Source organism: Burkholderia pyrrocinia (assembly GCF_001028665.1).
Classification (GTDB): Bacteria; Pseudomonadota; Gammaproteobacteria; order Burkholderiales; family Burkholderiaceae; genus Burkholderia; species Burkholderia pyrrocinia.
On sequence record NZ_CP011503.1, the window covers coordinates 2,572,266 to 2,590,273 of the forward strand.

Here is an 18,008-nt window from a genome sequence, read left to right on the forward strand (position 1 = left end):
CACGCTCGACGGGCATCGCGGGCGAATGCCCGCCGCCGCGCCGGCTGGCTAGCGCATCACGGTCCCTGCGCTGTCGAGCACGAAATCGACGCAGAACACGACGAGCCGGCTCTGCGCACGGATCGCGACGGCGGCCGTATAGCAGTCGCGGCCTTCGGTCAGCGAGAAGTGCGGGCCCATCAGCGCGACGCGCCCCGGCGCGGCGATCGCGCGCTGGAAGTACGGGCGCCGCGACCAGTTGCTGTGCGTTTCAGGGAACAGCGGCGACAGGCGGGTGGCGATTGCCTGGCCATCGTCGGGTGGCGCGCCGATCGACGGCAGGAACTGCTCGCCGATCTCGTCGGTGACGAACACGCGGCGCGCGGCCGGCACCGCGAACACGCGTTGCGCGGCATCCTGCAGGTTGCCGCTTGCGGAAAACGCGGCCGCGCCGGTGAGCACGAGCCGCTCGATCGCGTCGAAGCCCGGCTGCTCGGGGACGACCGGTGTGTGCCGGCGCGCGATGAAGCGCTTCCACGCGGCGTCGAGCATCGCGGGCGCGGCCGCGCTCGCGTGCGCGATCGACGTGTCGGGCTGGCCGAACTGGAAACCCTGCACGAAATCGATGTCGGCCTCCATCAGCGCCTGCAGCGCGTCGTCGCTTTCGACGCCCTCGGCAAGCACCATCGCGCCGGCCTGGTGCAGCATCGACACGAGGTGATGCATGATGCGGCGGTCCTCGGCCGACCCGGTCGTGCGCTCGACGAGCGAGCGATCGAGCTTGACGATGTCGGGCCGCGCGCGCCACACGCGGTCGAAGTTCGAGAATCCCGTGCCGAAATCGTCGATCGCGATCAGGAAGTCGCGATGCTGGATCATGTCGATCGTGCGGGCGAGCGCGGCTTCGTCGCGCGCCGGCTGTTCGATGACTTCCAGCACGATGCGGTTCGGCGGCAACACGAAATGCCGGCACAGCGCCTCGACGAACTCGCGCTGCACGAGGCCCGAATCGAGCACGCGCGGCGTCACGTTCAGGAACAGCCAGCCGTCGCCGATGCCCTGCGCGACGAAATTGGCCGTGTGCAGGCAGCGCGCGAGCCGGTCGAGCAGCAGTGCGTCGGCGTCGGCGCGCGTCTTGTCGAAGAGGGCAGTGGGCGAGATCAGCGCGCCGTTCGCGTCGACGACGCGCAGCAGCGCCTCGTATCCGACCACACGCTTGTGCGTGATCGACAGCACGGGCTGGAATACGCTGCGCAGCGTCGTGGTGCGAAAGGTGGCGTGCCAGCCGCCGGGCGTCAGCGTGAGGCGTTCGAGCAGGGAGTCGAGCGAAAGGTCGCGGGCGGGCTTCATGTCAGCGGTGCCCAGGGGCGAGCGGCGGGCCGGCAGCGCGCCGCCACGCCAAAGCAGTCGCACGCGCAGGCGGACGCGAAAGAACGTGAGGCATCGTGACCGCCTTCTGCGAAAGAATGTTACGAGTGTAACGGGAATGCGGCGGCGCGCGTATCAGGGAAACTCCAGACGCAAACGGGACACGGCGCGGCCTTGGCCGGCGCGCAGCGGTGATCGGCGTCGCTGGAGTGCGTGCAGTGCATGACCGCCACGCAGTGAAAGGTGCCGCAGAAGCACATGACAATCCCGCGGCATGAACTGCGTCATGGCCGCATGGCGCGCGTGGCGGTGCGGGAAAGCCCGGCGCGGGCGCGGTCGCGTCCGAACGTTGCCGTCAGGGCGGATGCCGTCGCGCTGCAGCGCCATCCTCGGCGCGACGGGGAGCAGGCGGCGATCACCTCACGACGAACGACGAACGGCGGCGTGCGCCCGGATCCTCAGGTCGCTTCGCCGCCACGCGGCCCCAGACCGGGAATTCGCTTGATCACGCCGGTCGCGAGCGCGGTGCCGACGAGCACGATCGCGCAGCCTTCGATCATCACGGCCGACACATGCTCGCCGAGGAACAGCGCGCCCCACAGCAGGCCGAACACCGGGATCACGAACGTCACGGTAATCGCGCGGGCGGGGCCGACATGCGCAATCAGGTAGAAGAAGATGAAATACGCGATGCCCGTGCAGGCGATGCCGAGGCCGAGCACGGCACCCCATGCGTGCACGCTGACCGGCGCGGCCGGCCAGGTGGCGATCGCGAACGGCAGCAGCAGGACGGTCGAGCCGATCATGCTGCCGGCCGCGTTGACGAGCGGATCGACGCCGGTGAGCTTGCGCTTCGTGTAATTGGCCGCGATGCCGTACAGCAGCGTCGCGCCGAGCGCGGCGGCGGCGGCGAGCGCGGTCGCGCTGGCGCCCGTGTCGCCGTGTGCATTCGCGATCTGGTTCCACACGAGCGTGAGCACGCCGGCAAAACCGATCACGAGGCCGAGCGCGCGCGGCAGCGACAGCTTGTCCTTCAGCCACAGGTAAGCGACGAGCGCGCCCCACAGCGGCGTCGTCGCGTTGATCACCGACGTCAGGCCGGCCGACAGCGTCAGTTCGGCGAACGCGAACAGGCAGAACGGTATGCCCGAGTTCAGTGCGCCGACGACGAACAACGGCCACGCATGACGGCGCAGCCGCGCGCCGAGATCGGCGGGTTTGAAGCGCGTCAGCGCAAAGCCCGTGAGAAACAGCGCACCGATGCCGACGCGCAGCGCCATCAGCGGCGCGACGCCGAAATCGACGACGCCGACCCGGATGAACAGGAACGACGCGCCCCACAGGGCAGCGAGCACGGTCAGCAGGATGGCGTTCTTGGGTGACATCGATCGTGAGGGCGAGGGAAGGGATGCGGTGGATCTTACACCGCGTTACCACGCCGTCGTTTCACGATTCGATGAAACGACAAGAAACGGGAGATTCGCTGTTTGCAGGCGCGGGACGGCGCGGCCACCGGCCGCGCAGCCCGATCAGTGATGGTGCCAGCCGCCGCGTCCGCCGCGTCCGCCGAAGCCGAAATTGAGCGACAGCGCCGGTCCCCAATAGCCGCCCCACGCCGGTGCGTACGCAGGCGCCGGATAGTAGTAGGCGGGGCCCGGATCGACGTACACGGGTGCCGGCTGCACCGGTGCAGCCGCGTAATAGCCGCCAGGATAGTAGGCGCCAGGATAGTAGCCGTACGGGTAGTAGCAGCCGGCGAGCGTCGTGCAGGCGAGCGCTGCGGCGACGAGGATCCTGTTCATGATGTCTCTCCGGCGGAGCCGGCAATCGGCAGATGCTTAAGCTTAGGCCGCGCACCGATGACAGGGTGTGCAAAACGGTAACGGATCATTTCCGGGCCGCTGCGGCGTGCTGCGGCGCCGCATACGAAAAACGGCGCTTCCGCAGTGCGAAAACGCCGTCAGGCCGGAACTCGCCGCGCTTCGCGCGGCGGCCGGATAGCCGGTCGGCTTATTTACCGACCTGGTTGCCGATGATGCCGCCGGCCGCCGCGCCGCCCAGCGTCGACAGCGCGTTGCCGCCGATCGCCGCGCCGGCGACGCCGCCGATACCCGCACCGATTGCCGTGTCGCGCTGGCGTGTCGTCATCGAATCGCAGGCCGACAGGGTGGCCACCGTCGCGACGAGGAGCGCGCATACCCCAATACGCCGAATCGAATTCATGATCGTGTCCTTGTGGTAGTGAACGGAGGACGCGCGACCGGCTGGCGGCCACGCATGTCCCCAATCTACGCGCCGTCCCGCGACGCTGCTGTAAGGACTTGTTAAGCCGCGCGCGGTTTCGTAATCAATTGTTTCCCGTGCATCGGCAGGTACACGACATGCGCAAAAAAGCCCGCTCGAAAGCGGGCTTCGTGCATCGCGATACGTGTCCGGTGCGGACCGCCGCGTTCGCTTATTGACGGTGGTAGATCTCGGCGCCGGTCTTGACGAATTCGACCGCCTTCACTTCCATCCCTTTCTTCAGCGCTTCGGATTCCGACACGCCCTGCTGCGCGGCGAATTCACGCACGTCCTGCGTGATCTTCATCGAGCAGAAGTGCGGGCCGCACATCGAGCAGAAGTGCGCGACCTTCGCCGAATCCTTCGGCAGCGTTTCGTCGTGGAATTCGCGCGCCTTGTCCGGATCGAGACCGATGTTGAACTGGTCTTCCCAGCGGAACTCGAAGCGCGCCTTCGACAGCGCGTTGTCGCGCACCTGCGCGCCCGGGTGGCCCTTGGCGAGGTCGGCGGCATGCGCGGCGAGCTTGTACGTGATGATGCCTTCCTTCACGTCGTCCTTGTTCGGCAGGCCGAGGTGTTCCTTCGGCGTCACGTAGCACAGCATCGCGGTGCCGAACCAGCCGATCATCGCCGCGCCGATGCCCGACGTGATGTGATCGTAGCCCGGCGCGATGTCGGTGGTGAGCGGCCCGAGCGTGTAGAACGGCGCTTCCTTGCACCAGTCGAGCTGGAGATCCATGTTCTCCTTGATCAACTGCATCGGCACGTGGCCGGGGCCTTCGATCATCACCTGCACGTCGTGCTTCCACGCGATCTGCGTGAGCTCGCCGAGCGTCTTCAGCTCGCCGAGCTGCGCTTCGTCGTTCGCGTCGTAGATCGAGCCGGGGCGCAGGCCGTCGCCGAGCGAGAAGCTCACGTCGTACGCCTTCATGATCTCGCAGATCTCTTCGAAGTGTTCGTACAGGAAGCTTTCCTTGTGATGCGCGAGGCACCACTTCGCCATGATCGAGCCGCCGCGCGACACGATGCCCGTCATCCGGTTCGCGGTGAGCGGCACGTACTGCAGGCGCACGCCCGCGTGGATCGTGAAGTAGTCGACGCCTTGCTCGGCCTGCTCGATCAGCGTGTCGCGGAAGATTTCCCAGGTCAGGTCCTCGGCCTTGCCGTTGACCTTTTCGAGCGCCTGGTAGATCGGCACCGTGCCGATCGGCACCGGGCTGTTGCGGATGATCCACTCGCGCGTTTCATGGATGTGCTTGCCGGTCGACAGGTCCATTACCGTGTCGCCGCCCCAGCGGATCGCCCACGTCATCTTGTCGACTTCCTCACCGATCGACGACGTGACGGCCGAGTTGCCGATGTTCGCGTTGATCTTCACGAGGAAGTTGCGGCCGATGATCATCGGCTCGGATTCCGGGTGGTTGATGTTCGCCGGAATGATCGCGCGGCCGCGCGCGATTTCGTCGCGCACGAACTCGGGCGTGATCTCGGCGAGCGCATTCGCGCCGAACGCGGCAGCGCCGAACGCCTGGCCCGGATGCTGGCGGCCCATCATTGCGGCGAGCTTCGCGCCGTTCGGGCCGCTCGTCTTCAGGCTCTCGATGTACTCGGCGCGACGCTGGTTCTCGCGGATCGCGATGTATTCCATTTCCGGCGTGATGATGCCCTGGCGCGCGTAGTGCATCTGCGTGACGTTCTTGCCGGCCTGCGCGCGGCGCGGGTTGCGGTGCAGGCCCGGGAAACGCAGGTCGGCGGTGGCCGGATCGGCCGCGCGCTCGAGGCCGTACCGGCTCGACAGGCCGGACAGCACTTCGGTGTCGCCGCGCGCTTCGATCCAGAGCTGGCGCAGCGCGGGCAGGCCCGCGCGGATGTCGATCTTGGCTTCCGGGTCGGTGTAGGGGCCCGACGTGTCGTACACGTAGATCGGCGGATTCTTTTCGCCGCCGAAGCCGGTCGGCGTGTCGGCCTGCGTGATTTCGCGCATCGGTACGCGGATGTCGGGCTGCGAGCCGGTCACATAGACTTTCCGCGAATTCGGCAGCGGCGCGACGGCGGCGGCATCGACGTGGGCGTCGGCGGACAGAAACTTCGGATTGGCGTTCATGCAATCTCCTGTGTGAGCGCCGGACAGGCGCTGCGGCGCTTGCCCGGAGCCCTTGACGAATGTGGGGCTCGAGCTAAGCAGGAGACGAGGCTTGGTGAGGCGGCGGATTTCGTCAGAAGGATGGCGGCGGAATCCGTACGCTTCCCTGCGCTGGCATTATCCAGATCAGGTTCAAAGGGTATTTCTCACCCGCAATGCCGGTTTGTTGACCGGGCGCATTGCAGGACCCCCGCGTTAGCAGCGCACACGATACACTGGCTTTGCGGCGGTTTCAACCGGTGGCAGATCGGTAACCGCGGTGCAGTTGCAGCATTGCGGGCGGCGCGCCTGCCGCGCAAGCCGCGATGCATGACACCGCCGCACGGTCCTGCAGCCCGGCTGACAACGACGGCGCGGCGCAGCATTGCGGCACTTTTGGCAGCCCCAAAAAAATATTTTCGAAACGACTGTCATTTCCCGCGACGTCCTCCGTCTATTCGGCTCCTCAAACCCATGTTTCGGAGAGATGTCATGAAAAAAGTACTGATCGCAGCCTGTGTCGCCGGTTTCGCCATGATCGCAACGGGCGCGTATGCGCAGAACGACGCGATGTCGAAGGAAGGTTCGTCGATGTCGAAGGACGCGATGGGCCACGACGCGATGGCGAAGGACGACGCGATGGCCAAGGGCGGCGCGATGAAGAAGGGCGCCATGAAGAAGCACGCGATGAAGAAGGACGCGATGTCGCACGACTCGATGGGCAAGCCGAAATCGGACGACAAGATGGCCCCGTCGAACTGACGGAAACGGACGGAGCGCGGCCGACGCGCGTGTCGCCGCTGCGTGCCGGGACGGTACGCGGTGCCGGGTGACGCGCGGGGCACGCGCCACGGCGGCGCGTCAGCGCATGCGTCGCCTGGCCGGTTTCCGGCCCCGTCTCGCGCTCCGTCGCTTCATTCCGGGAGTTTTCATCATGCAAACCGTTCCCGCCACCGGGCGCGCGGCCGCCACGCCGCCCGCGCGTCCGATTCATCCGCTGTGGGTGCGCGCGAGCCACTGGCTCAACGCGCTCGCGGCCGTGCTGATGGCGCTGTCCGGCTGGCGCATCTACGACGCGTCGCCGATCTATCCGCCGTTCACGTTTCCTCACGGCATCACGATCGGCGGCTGGCTCGGCGGCGCGCTGCAATGGCATTTCGCGGCGATGTGGCTGCTTGTCGGCAACGGGCTGTTCTACCTGACGATGTCGCTTGCGACCGGCCGCCTCGTGCGCAAGATGCTGCCGGTCACGCCGGCATCCGTGTGGCGCGACGTGCGCGCGGCGCTCGGCGGGCGGCTGTCGCATGCCGACCTGAGCGTCTATAACGCGGTGCAGCGCGCGGCATACCTGACCGCGATCGTCGATCTCGTCGTGCTGGTGCTGTCGGGGCTCGCGATCTGGAAATCCGTGCAGTTCCCGCTGCTGCGCGAACTGTTCGGCGGTTACGACAACGCGCGCGTCGTGCATTTCTGGGCGATGTCGCTGCTCGTCGCGTTCTTCGTCGTGCACGTCGCGATGGCGCTGCTGGTGCCGCGCTCGCTGCTCGCGATGCTGCGCGGCCGTTGAACGGCACGAAGGTGCCGAAGGAAATCATCATGTCCGAATCCGAACACAAGCGCGACCGCCCGCGCTGGGCACTCGACCGGAAGTCGCTCGAACTCGACGTGCGCCGCGAGCTCGAGATGCCGTCGCGGCGGCTCTTCAACCGGCGCGTGCTGACGCTCGGCGGCCTGACGATGCTGACCGGCTGCACGCTGCAGGACGACGCGTCGGTCAACGCGTTCCTCGAGAAAGTGTCGCGCATGAACGATCGCGTGCAGGCGTGGCTGTTCAGCCCCGACCGGCTCGCGCCGACCTACACCGAAGCCGACATCACGCGGCCGTTCCCGTTCAACGCGTACTACGGGATCGACGACGTGCCGCACGTCGATGAATCGACCTATCGGCTCGTGCTGTCCGGCCGCGTGACGGGCAAGCGCGTGTGGACGCTCGACGAGCTTCGCGCGCTGCCGCACGCGGAGCAGATCACGCGGCATATCTGCGTGGAAGGGTGGAGCGCGATCGGCCGCTGGGGCGGCACGCCGTTCGGCGCATTCCTCGCGCGCGCGGGTGCCGATACGCATGCGAAATATGTCGGCTTCAAGTGCGCGGACGACTACTACGAGAGCATCGACATGCCGACCGCGCTGCATCCGCAGACGCTGCTCGCGTTCGAGTACGACGGCCGCCGCCTGCCGCCTGAATTCGGTTTCCCGATGAAGCTGCGGATGCCGACCAAGCTCGGCTACAAGAACCCGAAACACATCATGGAAATCTTCGTGACCGATACGTTTCCGGGCGGCTACTGGGTCGATCAGGGATACAACTGGTTCGGCGGATCGTGAGCGGCGCATGGCTCGGCGTCGCAGCGCATGCGCGTGCCGCGCTGCATCGCGCGCCATGCGTCGTGCGTTGCGTCATGCGGATTCACGCACCTGGAGATCGACGCGCAAGCCGACTGCCGCGGCCATGTTCACGAGCGCGTCGAGCCCGAACAGGTTGATCTTGCCGCGCATCAGGTCGGAGACGCGCGGCTGCGTGACGCCCAGCCGTTGCGCAGCCTGGGCCTGACTGAGCTCGAGCTGCGCGATGCGCTGCTTGAGCGCGATCATCAGTTCGGAGCGCAGCTTCATGTTCTCGGCCTCGGCCGGCTGACCCTCGATTGCGTCCCAGACGTTCGTGTAACGTTCATTGGTCATCGTTTCAACTCCATCATCAGCGAGCGATAACGCCGGGCGGCCAGGTCGATATCGGTCTTGTTCGTGCGCGCCGTTTGCTTCCGGAAGCAGTGAAGCACGTAGACGGCGTCGGCGAAGGTCGCGACGTAGACGATCCGGAACGCGCCGCTCGCATCGCGCAGACGAATTTCCCGCACGCCGACGCCGACGGTGCGCATCGGCTTCCAGTCGTCAGGCGCGAGGCCGCGCTGCACCTGGTCGATCTGGTGGCCGGCGTCACGTCGCGCAGGCAGCGGAAAGTCGCGAAGATCGTCGAGCGCGCTGCCGACGAACACGACCGGCTTCGGCGGAAGAATGGTCGAATTATACAAAATTTTATATGGCTTGTGCGGGTTTCGAATGGAGGCTGCGGATGGCACGAGGAGGGCATGCCGTCCGTCACGATAAGCGTGAAGCGAGGGCCGGCGCGCATGATTGGCCGTTCGGCCGAGGTCTGGTTCGGCCGTTACGGATTGCGATGGATTGAGTGCGGGATCGAGTTCGGCACGACCGCCGGCAACATGCGCGCATCGTGCATCCGGCCCCGGATTTCACCCGCCCGTCGGCCGAAAAATGTCGCGCCGAAACGTCAGTCCTTATCCTTTCAGACAGGTCTGACGATGCTTTCGAATCCTTGATGCCATAATGCCGAGCATGCGCAGCCGAAGCGGCTGCGCGTGTTTTTTTGTCCTTCTGCCGCCGCTTGCCGGTTCTCTTTCGTCGCCGTTCGCACTGCCATGTCGTTCCGCACGTTCGCTCTGCCTTCCCGGTCCCGCCAGGACCGTTTGCCGGCATTGCCGGCGTCTTTCAGCGGAGCACGCGGCGCGACGTGCGGGCGGGTTGCCCGATGACCCCGCTCGATCGTCTCCTCGATTTCTTCTCCCGCCTTTCGTTCCGGATCCGCCTGCCGCAAAGCCGCGGCGGGCGCGTCGCGCTGGCGCTCGTATTCATCTATTTCGTCTGGGGTTCGACCTACAGCGGCCTGCATTTCGCGCTGCAGTCGTTCCCGCCGCTGCTGCTGTCGGGGCTGCGCAACCTGCTCGGCGGGATCGGCCTGTTCATCTTCGCGCTGCGGCGCAAGCCCGAATGGCCGACGCTGCTGGAGATCCGCAATGCGGGCATCGTCGGCACGATGCTCGTCGCGCTGTCGTCCGGCACGATCGCGCTCGGGATCAGCTCGGTCAGCAGCGGCTCGGCCGCGGTGATGGTGGCCACGGTGCCGCTGTTCGCGACCGTGATCGCGGCGGTGGCCGGCCGGCCGGTGACGAAGGGCGAGTGGGCGGCGGTCGCGCTCGGGATGGTCGGCATCGTCGTGCTGAATTCGGGCGGCGCGGCGGCGCAGAATTCGGCGCTCGGCACGATCTGCGTGCTGGCCGGCGCACTGTTCTGGGCGGGCGGCGCGCACCTCGCGACGCGGCTCAAGCTGCCGTCCGACCTGTTTCTGTCGACGTCGCTGCAGATCGGCCTCGGCGGCCTGATTTCGACGCTCGTCGCATGGCTGATCGGCGAGCGCATCGAACACGTGATGGCGGGGCCGGTGTTCGCGTTTCTGTACCTGATGGTGTTCTGCACGATGGCCGCGTATGTCGCGTACGGCTACCTGATCCGCCACACGAGCCCGATCATCGCAAGCAGCTGCATGTACGTGAACCCGATCGTCGCGGTCGCGCTCGGTGCGCTGCTGCTCGGCGAACCCGTGACGATGGCGACCGTGGTCGCGACCGTCGCGATCCTCGGCAGCGTCGGGCTGTCGTTCGTGTTCGATCCGGCGCGCCGGCCCGCGGCACGCGCGGCGGCTGTCGGTTCGACGACCGTGGCGGCCGCGTCGGCGGAGGACGTTGCGTCCGCACCCGATCAGATCGCACTGCCGGATGCTGCGCCCATCCTGGTGCCTTCCGCCGTTCCGCTTGCGGTACCGACGCCCGCTGCCGTGATGGATCCGGCAGTCGTCATGGAGCCGGCGCAGGCGTTCGCATCGCCGCCCGCCGACGAACCGGCCGCACCGCGCGCCGACGCGTGACGCCGGCGCTGCCGGGTGCGCTCAGCCGCGCCGGCCGCCGCGATGGTGGGACCAGCCCGCGAGTGCGGTGAACAGCAGCCCGGCCGCGCACATGCCGGTCCAGCCGAACGCGTGCCATGCGGCGACGCCGGCCGACGAGCCGAGCGCGCCGCCGATGAAATAGCACACCATGTACACCGTGTTGACGCGGCTGCGTGCGTCGGGCTTCAACGCATAGATGCGCGACTGGTTCGAGATCTGCGCGGCCTGCACGCCGACATCCAGCACGATCACGCCGATCACGAGCCCGACGAGGCTCGAGCCCGACAGCGCGAAGATCACGAACGACAGCGCGAGCAGCGCGATCGCAAGCGAAATGATCGCTCGCGGGCCGCGCGTGTCCGCGAAACGGCCCGCGTAGGGCGCCGCGAGCGCGCCCGCCGCACCGACGATCCCGAACAGGCCGGCCGCCTGCGGACCGAGATGGAACGGTGCGCCGGCGAGCAATAGCGTGAGCACGGGCCAGAACGCGCTGAACGCCGCGAACAGCGCGGCGCCCGTCAGCGACGCCTCGCGCAGCCCGCGCAGTTCGACCGCCAGATGCCACATCGAGCCGAGCAGCTTGCCGTACGACAACGTCGACGTCGGCGAGCTGCGCGGCAGCCGCAGCACGATCACGGCGGCCAGCGCGACGAGCGCCGCGACCGACGCGGCGAACACCGCGCGCCAGCCGAAATACTCGGCGACGAAGCCGGCGGCCGTGCGCGCAAGCAGGATGCCGAGCAGCAGGCCGCTCATCACGGTGCCGACCGCGTGCCCGCGTTCGGCGGGCGGCGCAATTTCGGCCGCGAACGGCACGGCCTGCTGCGCGATGGTCGCGAGCACGCCGATCGCGAGGCTCGCGACCGCGAGCACGGCCAGCGACGGCGCGGCGGCTGCGACGATCAGCGCGACCGACAGGCCGGCGATCTGCATCAGGATCAGCCCGCGGCGGTCGAAACGGTCGCCGAGCGGCGCGAGCAGGAACATGCCGGCCGCATAGCCGAGCTGCGTCGCGGTCGGCACCACGCCGATCCACGACGCGCCGTCGGGAAAGGCCGAGCGGAAGCTGTCGAGCAGCGGCTGGTTGTAGTAGATGTTCGCGACGGACACGCCCGCAATCGTCGCGAGCAGCAACAGCAGGCTGCGCGAGTAGTGGGGCGAGGCGGCGTCGGCCGGACGGTCGGTGGAGGCGGTGGACATGGCTGCGCGGGCGAGGTTGGGCGGCGCGGCGCGCGGCGCACGCGCCGGGTGCGCAGGCGGGCCGGGCGCCGGCCGAGGCTGCCGATCATACCGGAGCACGGTGAATCCTGCCGGGTGGGCGGTGAACCGGCACAACCGGCACAACCGGCACAACCGGCACAACCGGCACAACCGGCACAACCGGCACAACCGGCTCAACCGGCACAACCGGCTCAACCGGCTCAACCGGCATGACGGGCCGCCCGTCATTGCACATGCTTCACGCGGTCAGTCGACCAGCTCCCCGGTCGGCTCATAGAACGGATACGGCCCGGCGCCTTCATCCACGTACACGTGGTGCGACGTCATCCCCGTATCCGGCTCATAACGATGCACCGCGAACGCCGGCGGTTCGAGCCGGAACGCGGACGGTGCATCGGCCCGCAGGTCGAACGCGACCTGGTGTGCGGGCGCCGGCACCGCCGACGCGAGCGTGCCGCCGAAACGCGTAAACATCATGCGGTGCACATGGCCGCACAGCACGCGTTCGACGTTCGGATAACCGCGCAGCAGCGCATCGAGTTTCGCGGCGGCGGCGGGCGCGAGGCGCAGTGCGTCCATGTGGCCGATCCCCGACGCGAACGGCGGGTGATGCAGCGCGACGATCACCGGGCGATCGCGCGCGGCGTCGAGCTGCGCGGCGAGCCATGCGAGCCGCGCGTCGCACAGGTCGCCGTGGCTCGCGCCGGGCACCTGCGAATCGAGCGCGAGCACGCGCACCGCGCCGACGTCGATCGCGTACTGCACGAACTCGCCGTCGTGCAGCTCCGGGCGATCGGCGAACGCGCGGCGCAGCCCGGCGCGGTCGTCGTGATTGCCGATCATCAGGTAGTACGGAATCTCGAGCGGCGCGAGCAGGTCGCGCAGGTTGGCGTATTCGTCGTCGTGACCGAAGTCGGTCAGGTCGCCGGTGACGAGCACGGCGTCGGGGCGCGGCACGAGCGCGTTCAGCCTCGCGATGCAGCGCGCGAGCGCGGCTGCCGTGTCGACGCGCCGGTACGCGAGCTGACCCGGCCGCTTGATGTGGAGATCGCTGATTTGAGCTAGCAGCATCGTCGTTTCTCGGAATCGTCTGGTTATTGTAGGTGCGGCGTCATGCGCCGCGGTGGGGTGGTGCATGGGTGCTGCAATCGAAGTGCCGAAGTGCATTACGCGCCGAGCGCGATCAGGCCTTCCGGTGCAATCGTAATGCCGACCGCCGTGCCGTGCGCGAGCGCGATGCGGCCCGGTACGTCGATCACCAGCGCGTCGGGCGCCGCGTGCTCGATCGTGAGCCGCGTGCGCTCGCCGAGGAACGCGCATGCACCGACCGTGCCGCGCAGCGGCGCATGTGCGGGATCGGCGAGTTGCGCATCCTCGGGACGGAAGAACCACTCGTCGCCGGCATGCGGCGTGACGATCGCGCCGCCCGTCGTCACGAGCGCGCCATCGCGCCATTGTCCGTCAAGCCGGTTCAGCGTGCCGATGAACTGCGCGACCGTACGGTTGGCCGGCCGGTAGTAGATGTCGCGCGGCGTGCCGATCTGTTCGATGCGGCCCGCGCCCATCACGACGATCCGGTCGCCGAGCTCCATCGCTTCGGCCTGGTCGTGCGTCACGTAGACCGTCGTCACGCCGAGCTCGCGCAGCAGCGCGTTCATCTCGCGACGCAGCACGTCGCGCAGTTTCGCGTCGAGTGCCGTCAGCGGTTCGTCGAGCAGCAGCACGCGCGGCCGCACCGCGAGCGCGCGCGCCAGCGCGACGCGCTGGCGCTGGCCGCCCGAGAGCTGATCGATCGGCTTGTCCGCGTGCGCGTCGAGCCGCATCATCGCGAGCAGTTCGTCGACGCGCTCGCGCAGCGCGCGCGGCTCGGTCTTGCGGATCTTGAGCCCGTAGCCGACGTTGCCGCGCACCGTCAGGTTCGGAAACAGCGCGTAGTTCTGGAACACCATGCCGACCTGCCGGCGCTCGATCGGCAGGGCGGTCACGTCGTCGTTGCCGAACGCGATCGTGCCGCCGGCGTCCGGCGTGTCGAGGCCGGCGATCAGCCGCAGCGTCGTCGTCTTGCCGCAGCCCGACGGCCCGAGCAGCACGAGCGTTTCGCCCGCGCCGATCGACAGGTCGAGCGGTTCGAGCACGCGCGTGCCGCGGAACGTCTTCGCGCAGCCGGTCAGGGTGATGGGAGTGGAATCGAGTTTCATCGGAACGAAAGTTTCAGCGCGAGCGGCGCTTGAGCGCACGCGTGCCGGACGGGTCGACGCCGAGCCATTGCATCGCGACCAGGAGCGGCAACGTCATCAGCAGGAACAGGATCGTATATGCGCTGCCGACTTCGAGACGCAGCGACGCATAGGTATCGGCGAGGCCGACGGGCAGCGTCTTGGTGTCGGGCGTGTGCAGCATCCACGTGAGGTTGAATTCGCCGATCGACAGCGTGAGCACCGCGAGCGCGCCCGCGACGATGCCGGGGCGCAGGTTCGGCAGCACGATCGTGACGAAGCGCGTGACGAACGACGCACCGAGGCTGGCCGCGCCTTCCTCGAGCGTGCGCAGGTCGGCGCCGGCCGCGACGGCCGCGACCGCGCGCACCATGAACGGCAGCGTGAACACGACGTGGCCGACGACGATGAACCACAGGCTCATCCGGAACGCGGTGAAGCCGCCGTACACGACCAGCAGCGCGAGCGCCGACGCGAGGCCCGGCAGCGCGACCGGCAGCACGAGCGCCTCCTCGATCGCGCGTGCGACGCGGCTCTTGCTGCGCGCGAGCGCATAGCCGGCCGGCACGCCGACCGCGAGCACGATCGCGAGCGTCGCGAACGCGACATACAGCGACAGCGCGACCGAGCCGTGATACTGCTGCCACACCTGTTCGAGCCAGCGCAGCGTGAGGCCGCTCGACAGTCCGCGGAAGTAGTTGACGGTCAGGCCCGCGAGCACCGACATCACGACGGGCACGATCAGGAACGCGCACAGCAGCAGCGTGACGCCCCATTGCAGCGTGGCGATCGCGCGTGCACCCGTGACGCGCGGCGCGCGCCGCGCGACGCCGCTCGCCTGCACGGGAGCGGGCGCCGGCGACGACGCGGAAGAGCCGGAAAGCGATTGCATGCAGGAATCCTCAGGCCGCGGCGGCGGCGGTTTGGCCGGTGAAGCGGCGCGCGAGCGCGAGCACGGCCCAGGTGACGATACCGAGCACGATCGACAGGCCGGCCGCCGTCGCGATGTTCGCGTTCAGCGTGAACTCGGTATAGATCGTCATCGGCAGCACGTTCAGGTCGGTGGCCAGCGTGAACGCGGTACCGAATGCGCCCATCGCGGTCGCGAAGCAGATCGCGCCGGCTGCGATCAGCCCCGGCGCGAGCGCGGGCAGCACGATATCGACGAAGATGCGCCACGGCGACGCGCCGAGCGAGCGGGCGGCTTCCTCGAGCGACGCATCGAGCTTCGACGCGGCCGCGATCACCGTGACGATCACGCGCGGAATCGAGAAGTACAGGTAGCCGACGAACAGGCCGGCGACCGAATACGCGAATACCCACTTGTCGCCCGTGAGCTTCGCGGACAGCATGCCGATCAACCCCTGACGCCCGGCGAGCATGATCACCATGAAGCCGACGACGACGCCCGGGAACGCGAGCGGGAACGTGAGCAGCGCGAGCAGCACGCGCTTGCCGGCGAATTCGCGGCGCGCGAGCAGCAGGCCGGAGATCGTCGACAGCGCGAGCGTCGCGAGCGTAACGCCCGCGGACAGCGCGATGGTCTCGCCGAGGCTCTTCATGTAGCGCGCATTGCCGAGCAGCGCCGCGTACTGCGAGAAGAACGCGCCGTCGGCGGACACCCGCACGAGCGCTGCCATCGGCAGCAGCCAGAACGCGGCGAACACCGCGAGCGCCGGCGCGACGAGCGCGACGCGCCAGCGCAGCGGGAAAGTCTGGTCGAGCATCCGTGGCGCCCCGTCGCTTACTGCATCACTTGCAGGTACTGCTGGCCGAACGCCTGCTGGCCGGCCGCCATCTTGCCGAAGTCGACCGACTTCGCACGCGCGTACTCGCTCGCCGGCAGGAACTTTGCGGCGACGTCGGCGCCGAGCGTCTGCGCGCGCACCGGGCGCAGGTACGCGTTGGCCCACAGCTTCTGGCCTTCGTCCGACAGCACGAAATCGAGCACCTTCTTGCCGTTCGCGTCGTGCGGCGCGCCCTTCACGAGGCTCATCACGTACGGCACCGCGATCGTGCCTTCCTTCGGAATCACGAACTCGACGTTCGCGTTGTCCTTGTATTTCGCGCGATACGCGTCGAAGTCGTAGTCGAGCAGGATCGGAATCTCGCCGGACAGCACGCGTGCATACGCGGTCTGCTTCGGCACGATCGGCGCGTTCGCCTTCAGCTTGCGGAACCAGTCGAGCGCCGGCTTGAAGTTGTCGAGGCTGCCGCCGAGCGCCTGGTTGACGGCCACCGCACCCGCGTAGCCGACGAATGCGCTGGACGGATCGAGATAGCCGACCATGCCCTTGTATTCGGGCTTCAGCAGATCGGCCCACGAGCGCGGCACCGGCTTGCCGTCGAGCGCGTCCTTGTTCACGAAGAAGCCGAGCGTGCCCGAGTGGATCGCGAACCAGTAGCCTTGCGGGTCCTTCAGGTTCGCGGGAATGTCGTTCCAGTGCGCGGGCTTGTACGGCGCGATCACGCCCTTGTCCTTCGCCTGGAACGCCGACGACACGCCGAGGTAGACGACGTCGGCAACCGGGCTCTTCTGCTCGGCGATCAGTTGCGCGATCGACTGGCCCGAGTTCTTGTTGTCGAACGGCACGCGGATGCCGGTCTTCTGCTTGATCGCCGCGATCTGCGCGGCCCAGTCGGCCCATTCGGGCGGGCAGTTGTAGCAGATCGCCGTTTCGTCGGCGTGGGCAGCGGGTGCGCCGGCGATGAGCGCGGCGCAGGCTACGGGAGCTGCGAGCGCGCGCAGCAGCGAGGTCAGGCGAAAGGACACGGTGGGTCTCCGGGCGAGTGTGTGGCGCTGGGGTGGTGTGGTGGTCGGCGCGCGTGGCGGCGCGGCTCGTGCGTTCAGGCCTTGCGCAATTGCAGGTCGGTGGCCGGCGGCGCAATCGTTGCGCCGTCGCGCACCGCATGCGGCAGGATCAGCGACGTGCGTTCGATCGTCGCGCCGCCGATGCATTCGACCAGACGCTGCCATGCGTGGCGGCCGATGTCGCGGTTCGGCGTCGCGACGCTCGCGAGCGGCGGCGCGAGCAGTTCGCCGATCGCGATCCCGTCGAAGCCGAGCACCGACAGGTCGTCCGGGATCGAGAAGCCCGCGCGGCGCAGGCCGCGCATCACGACCATCGCGAGCAGGTCGTTGCTGCAGAAGAGCGCGGTCGGGCGCGTGGCGCGCGAGGTCAGATGTGCGAGCACCGCGTCGGGCAGCTCGGGCGCGTTGAAGTCGACTTCGACCGGCGGCAGCGTGGCGACGCCGCTTTCCTCGAGTGCCTGCGCATAACCGAGATGGCGCTGGCGCGCGCGATCCGACGCGGCGAGCGAACCGGCCAGCATCAGCACGCGGCGGTGACCGCGCGCGGTCAGCATCCGCACGCCGTCATAGGCGGCGCTGCGGTTGTCGACCGACACCGACGGGCGGCGCTGCGTGTCGTTGTGCATCAGCACGTAATGCGGGCCGTCGCGGTCGAGCATGTCGAGCAGCGGGTGCGTGTCCGCGTCGGCGACGGTGAGGATCAGCCCTTCGACGCGCTGTTCGCGCAGCGTCTCGATCGCGTGACGCTCGCGCGCCGCGTCGTACTCGGTCGTCATCAGGATCAGCTTGAAGCCGGCCGCGGTCGCGAGCTCGTCGATGCCTTGCAGGCAGTCGGCGAACACGGGGTTCGACAGCGTCGGCACGACGACGCCGACGAGCCGCGTGCGTTCGCCGCGCAGTTGCCGGCCGAGCGGGCTCGGGCGGAACTGCAGCGTGTCGATCGCGGTGCGGATCGTCTGCAGCGTGGCGGGGCTGACGGTATGCGGTGCGTTGATCGCACGCGAGACGGTGGCGATCGAGAAGCCCGCGAGGGCAGCGACATCCTTGATGGTCGAGGTCATGAAGTAGCGCGATGTAAACGTTTTCGGCCGGGGAATTATCGAAAACGTTTGTGACCTCGCGATGACGCACGCGACGCTTGTTTCGCAAAAAAGGACGACACAAACGTCTGACGGTTGGACCCGTCGGACAAGGCGGACTCGATTGTAT

At 68.1% G+C, this 18,008-nt stretch carries 18 protein-coding genes and 1 riboswitch; of the genes, 4 read left to right on the plus strand and 14 right to left on the minus strand.

All coding sequences use genetic code 11. The features are described 5' to 3' along the window. Nucleotides 1-48 precede the first annotated feature (48 nt). From ABD05_RS11810 to thiC, 5 genes are all read right to left on the minus strand, one after another. Nucleotides 49-1,329: a sensor domain-containing phosphodiesterase gene (locus ABD05_RS11810; protein WP_047901175.1), complete on the minus strand. Its 1,281-nt coding sequence runs from the start codon at nucleotides 1,327-1,329 to the stop codon at nucleotides 49-51. A gap of 476 nt (nucleotides 1,330-1,805) precedes the next feature. Next, nucleotides 1,806-2,732 (minus strand): DMT family transporter, encoded by a 927-nt coding sequence (locus tag ABD05_RS11815; protein ID WP_047900277.1) that lies wholly within the window; start codon nucleotides 2,730-2,732, stop codon nucleotides 1,806-1,808. A 144-nt stretch (nucleotides 2,733-2,876) separates the two neighbouring features. Further along, nucleotides 2,877-3,149 (minus strand): hypothetical protein, encoded by a 273-nt coding sequence (locus tag ABD05_RS11820; protein WP_047900278.1) that lies wholly within the window; start codon nucleotides 3,147-3,149, stop codon nucleotides 2,877-2,879. 208 nt (nucleotides 3,150-3,357) lie between these two features. Next, nucleotides 3,358-3,570: a glycine zipper 2TM domain-containing protein gene (locus ABD05_RS11825; protein WP_047900279.1), complete on the minus strand. Its 213-nt coding sequence runs from the start codon at nucleotides 3,568-3,570 to the stop codon at nucleotides 3,358-3,360. A 232-nt stretch (nucleotides 3,571-3,802) separates the two neighbouring features. Next, on the minus strand, nucleotides 3,803-5,734 hold the full coding sequence (gene thiC, locus ABD05_RS11830; RefSeq protein WP_047900280.1) for a phosphomethylpyrimidine synthase ThiC: 1,932 nt from the start codon (nucleotides 5,732-5,734) through the stop codon (nucleotides 3,803-3,805). 124 nt (nucleotides 5,735-5,858) lie between these two features. Then, a riboswitch (TPP riboswitch) is annotated at nucleotides 5,859-5,975 on the minus strand. Nucleotides 5,976-6,244: 269 nt separating this feature from the next. Between thiC and ABD05_RS11835 the strand changes: the two genes are divergently transcribed. The 3 genes from ABD05_RS11835 (at nucleotide 6,245) to ABD05_RS11845 (ending at nucleotide 8,137) form a co-directional block, all read left to right on the plus strand. Continuing rightward, nucleotides 6,245-6,514, plus strand: coding sequence for a pentapeptide MXKDX repeat protein (locus ABD05_RS11835; protein ID WP_047900281.1), 270 nt, complete (start codon nucleotides 6,245-6,247; stop codon nucleotides 6,512-6,514). Nucleotides 6,515-6,686: 172 nt separating this feature from the next. Then, on the plus strand, nucleotides 6,687-7,319 hold the full coding sequence (locus tag ABD05_RS11840) for a cytochrome b/b6 domain-containing protein (protein ID WP_047900282.1): 633 nt from the start codon (nucleotides 6,687-6,689) through the stop codon (nucleotides 7,317-7,319). 29 nt (nucleotides 7,320-7,348) lie between these two features. Then, nucleotides 7,349-8,137: a molybdopterin-dependent oxidoreductase gene (locus ABD05_RS11845; RefSeq protein ID WP_047901176.1), complete on the plus strand. Its 789-nt coding sequence runs from the start codon at nucleotides 7,349-7,351 to the stop codon at nucleotides 8,135-8,137. A 72-nt stretch (nucleotides 8,138-8,209) separates the two neighbouring features. Here ABD05_RS11845 and ABD05_RS11850 read toward each other — a convergent pair whose 3' ends face one another. Both ABD05_RS11850 and ABD05_RS11855 read right to left on the minus strand, forming a co-directional pair. Next, a complete protein-coding gene (locus ABD05_RS11850; protein ID WP_047900283.1) occupies nucleotides 8,210-8,491 on the minus strand; it encodes a helix-turn-helix domain-containing protein in 282 nt (93 codons plus the stop codon). After that, nucleotides 8,488-8,841, minus strand: a complete 354-nt coding sequence (locus ABD05_RS11855; protein ID WP_047900284.1) for a type II toxin-antitoxin system RelE/ParE family toxin — start codon at nucleotides 8,839-8,841, stop codon at nucleotides 8,488-8,490. Before ABD05_RS11855 ends, ABD05_RS11850 begins: the two co-directional genes overlap by 4 nt. Nucleotides 8,842-9,356: 515 nt before the next feature. Here ABD05_RS11855 and ABD05_RS11860 point away from each other — a divergent pair. After that, nucleotides 9,357-10,529, plus strand: coding sequence for an EamA family transporter (locus ABD05_RS11860; RefSeq protein WP_047900285.1), 1,173 nt, complete (start codon nucleotides 9,357-9,359; stop codon nucleotides 10,527-10,529). A 21-nt stretch (nucleotides 10,530-10,550) separates the two neighbouring features. On the opposite strand, the gene ABD05_RS11865 is transcribed toward ABD05_RS11860, so the two are convergent. The 7 genes from ABD05_RS11865 to ABD05_RS11895 all read right to left on the minus strand — a co-directional run bounded on the left by ABD05_RS11865 (nucleotide 10,551) and on the right by ABD05_RS11895 (nucleotide 17,860). Next, entirely contained in the window at nucleotides 10,551-11,750 is a 1,200-nt protein-coding gene (locus tag ABD05_RS11865; RefSeq protein ID WP_047900286.1) for an MFS transporter, read from the minus strand. A gap of 267 nt (nucleotides 11,751-12,017) precedes the next feature. Beyond that, nucleotides 12,018-12,842, minus strand: a complete 825-nt coding sequence (locus ABD05_RS11870) for a phosphodiesterase (protein WP_047900287.1) — start codon at nucleotides 12,840-12,842, stop codon at nucleotides 12,018-12,020. A gap of 95 nt (nucleotides 12,843-12,937) precedes the next feature. Further along, entirely contained in the window at nucleotides 12,938-13,969 is a 1,032-nt protein-coding gene (locus tag ABD05_RS11875; protein WP_047900288.1) for an ABC transporter ATP-binding protein, read from the minus strand. 13 nt (nucleotides 13,970-13,982) lie between these two features. Next, entirely contained in the window at nucleotides 13,983-14,879 is an 897-nt protein-coding gene (locus ABD05_RS11880; protein ID WP_047900289.1) for an ABC transporter permease, read from the minus strand. A 10-nt stretch (nucleotides 14,880-14,889) separates the two neighbouring features. After that, nucleotides 14,890-15,714 (minus strand): ABC transporter permease, encoded by an 825-nt coding sequence (locus ABD05_RS11885; RefSeq protein WP_047900290.1) that lies wholly within the window; start codon nucleotides 15,712-15,714, stop codon nucleotides 14,890-14,892. Between the two features lie 17 nt (nucleotides 15,715-15,731). Next, nucleotides 15,732-16,760, minus strand: a complete 1,029-nt coding sequence (locus tag ABD05_RS11890; protein ID WP_047900291.1) for an ABC transporter substrate-binding protein — start codon at nucleotides 16,758-16,760, stop codon at nucleotides 15,732-15,734. A gap of 74 nt (nucleotides 16,761-16,834) precedes the next feature. Next, nucleotides 16,835-17,860 (minus strand): LacI family DNA-binding transcriptional regulator, encoded by a 1,026-nt coding sequence (locus ABD05_RS11895; protein WP_047900292.1) that lies wholly within the window; start codon nucleotides 17,858-17,860, stop codon nucleotides 16,835-16,837. Between the last annotated feature and the right edge of the window lie 148 nt (nucleotides 17,861-18,008).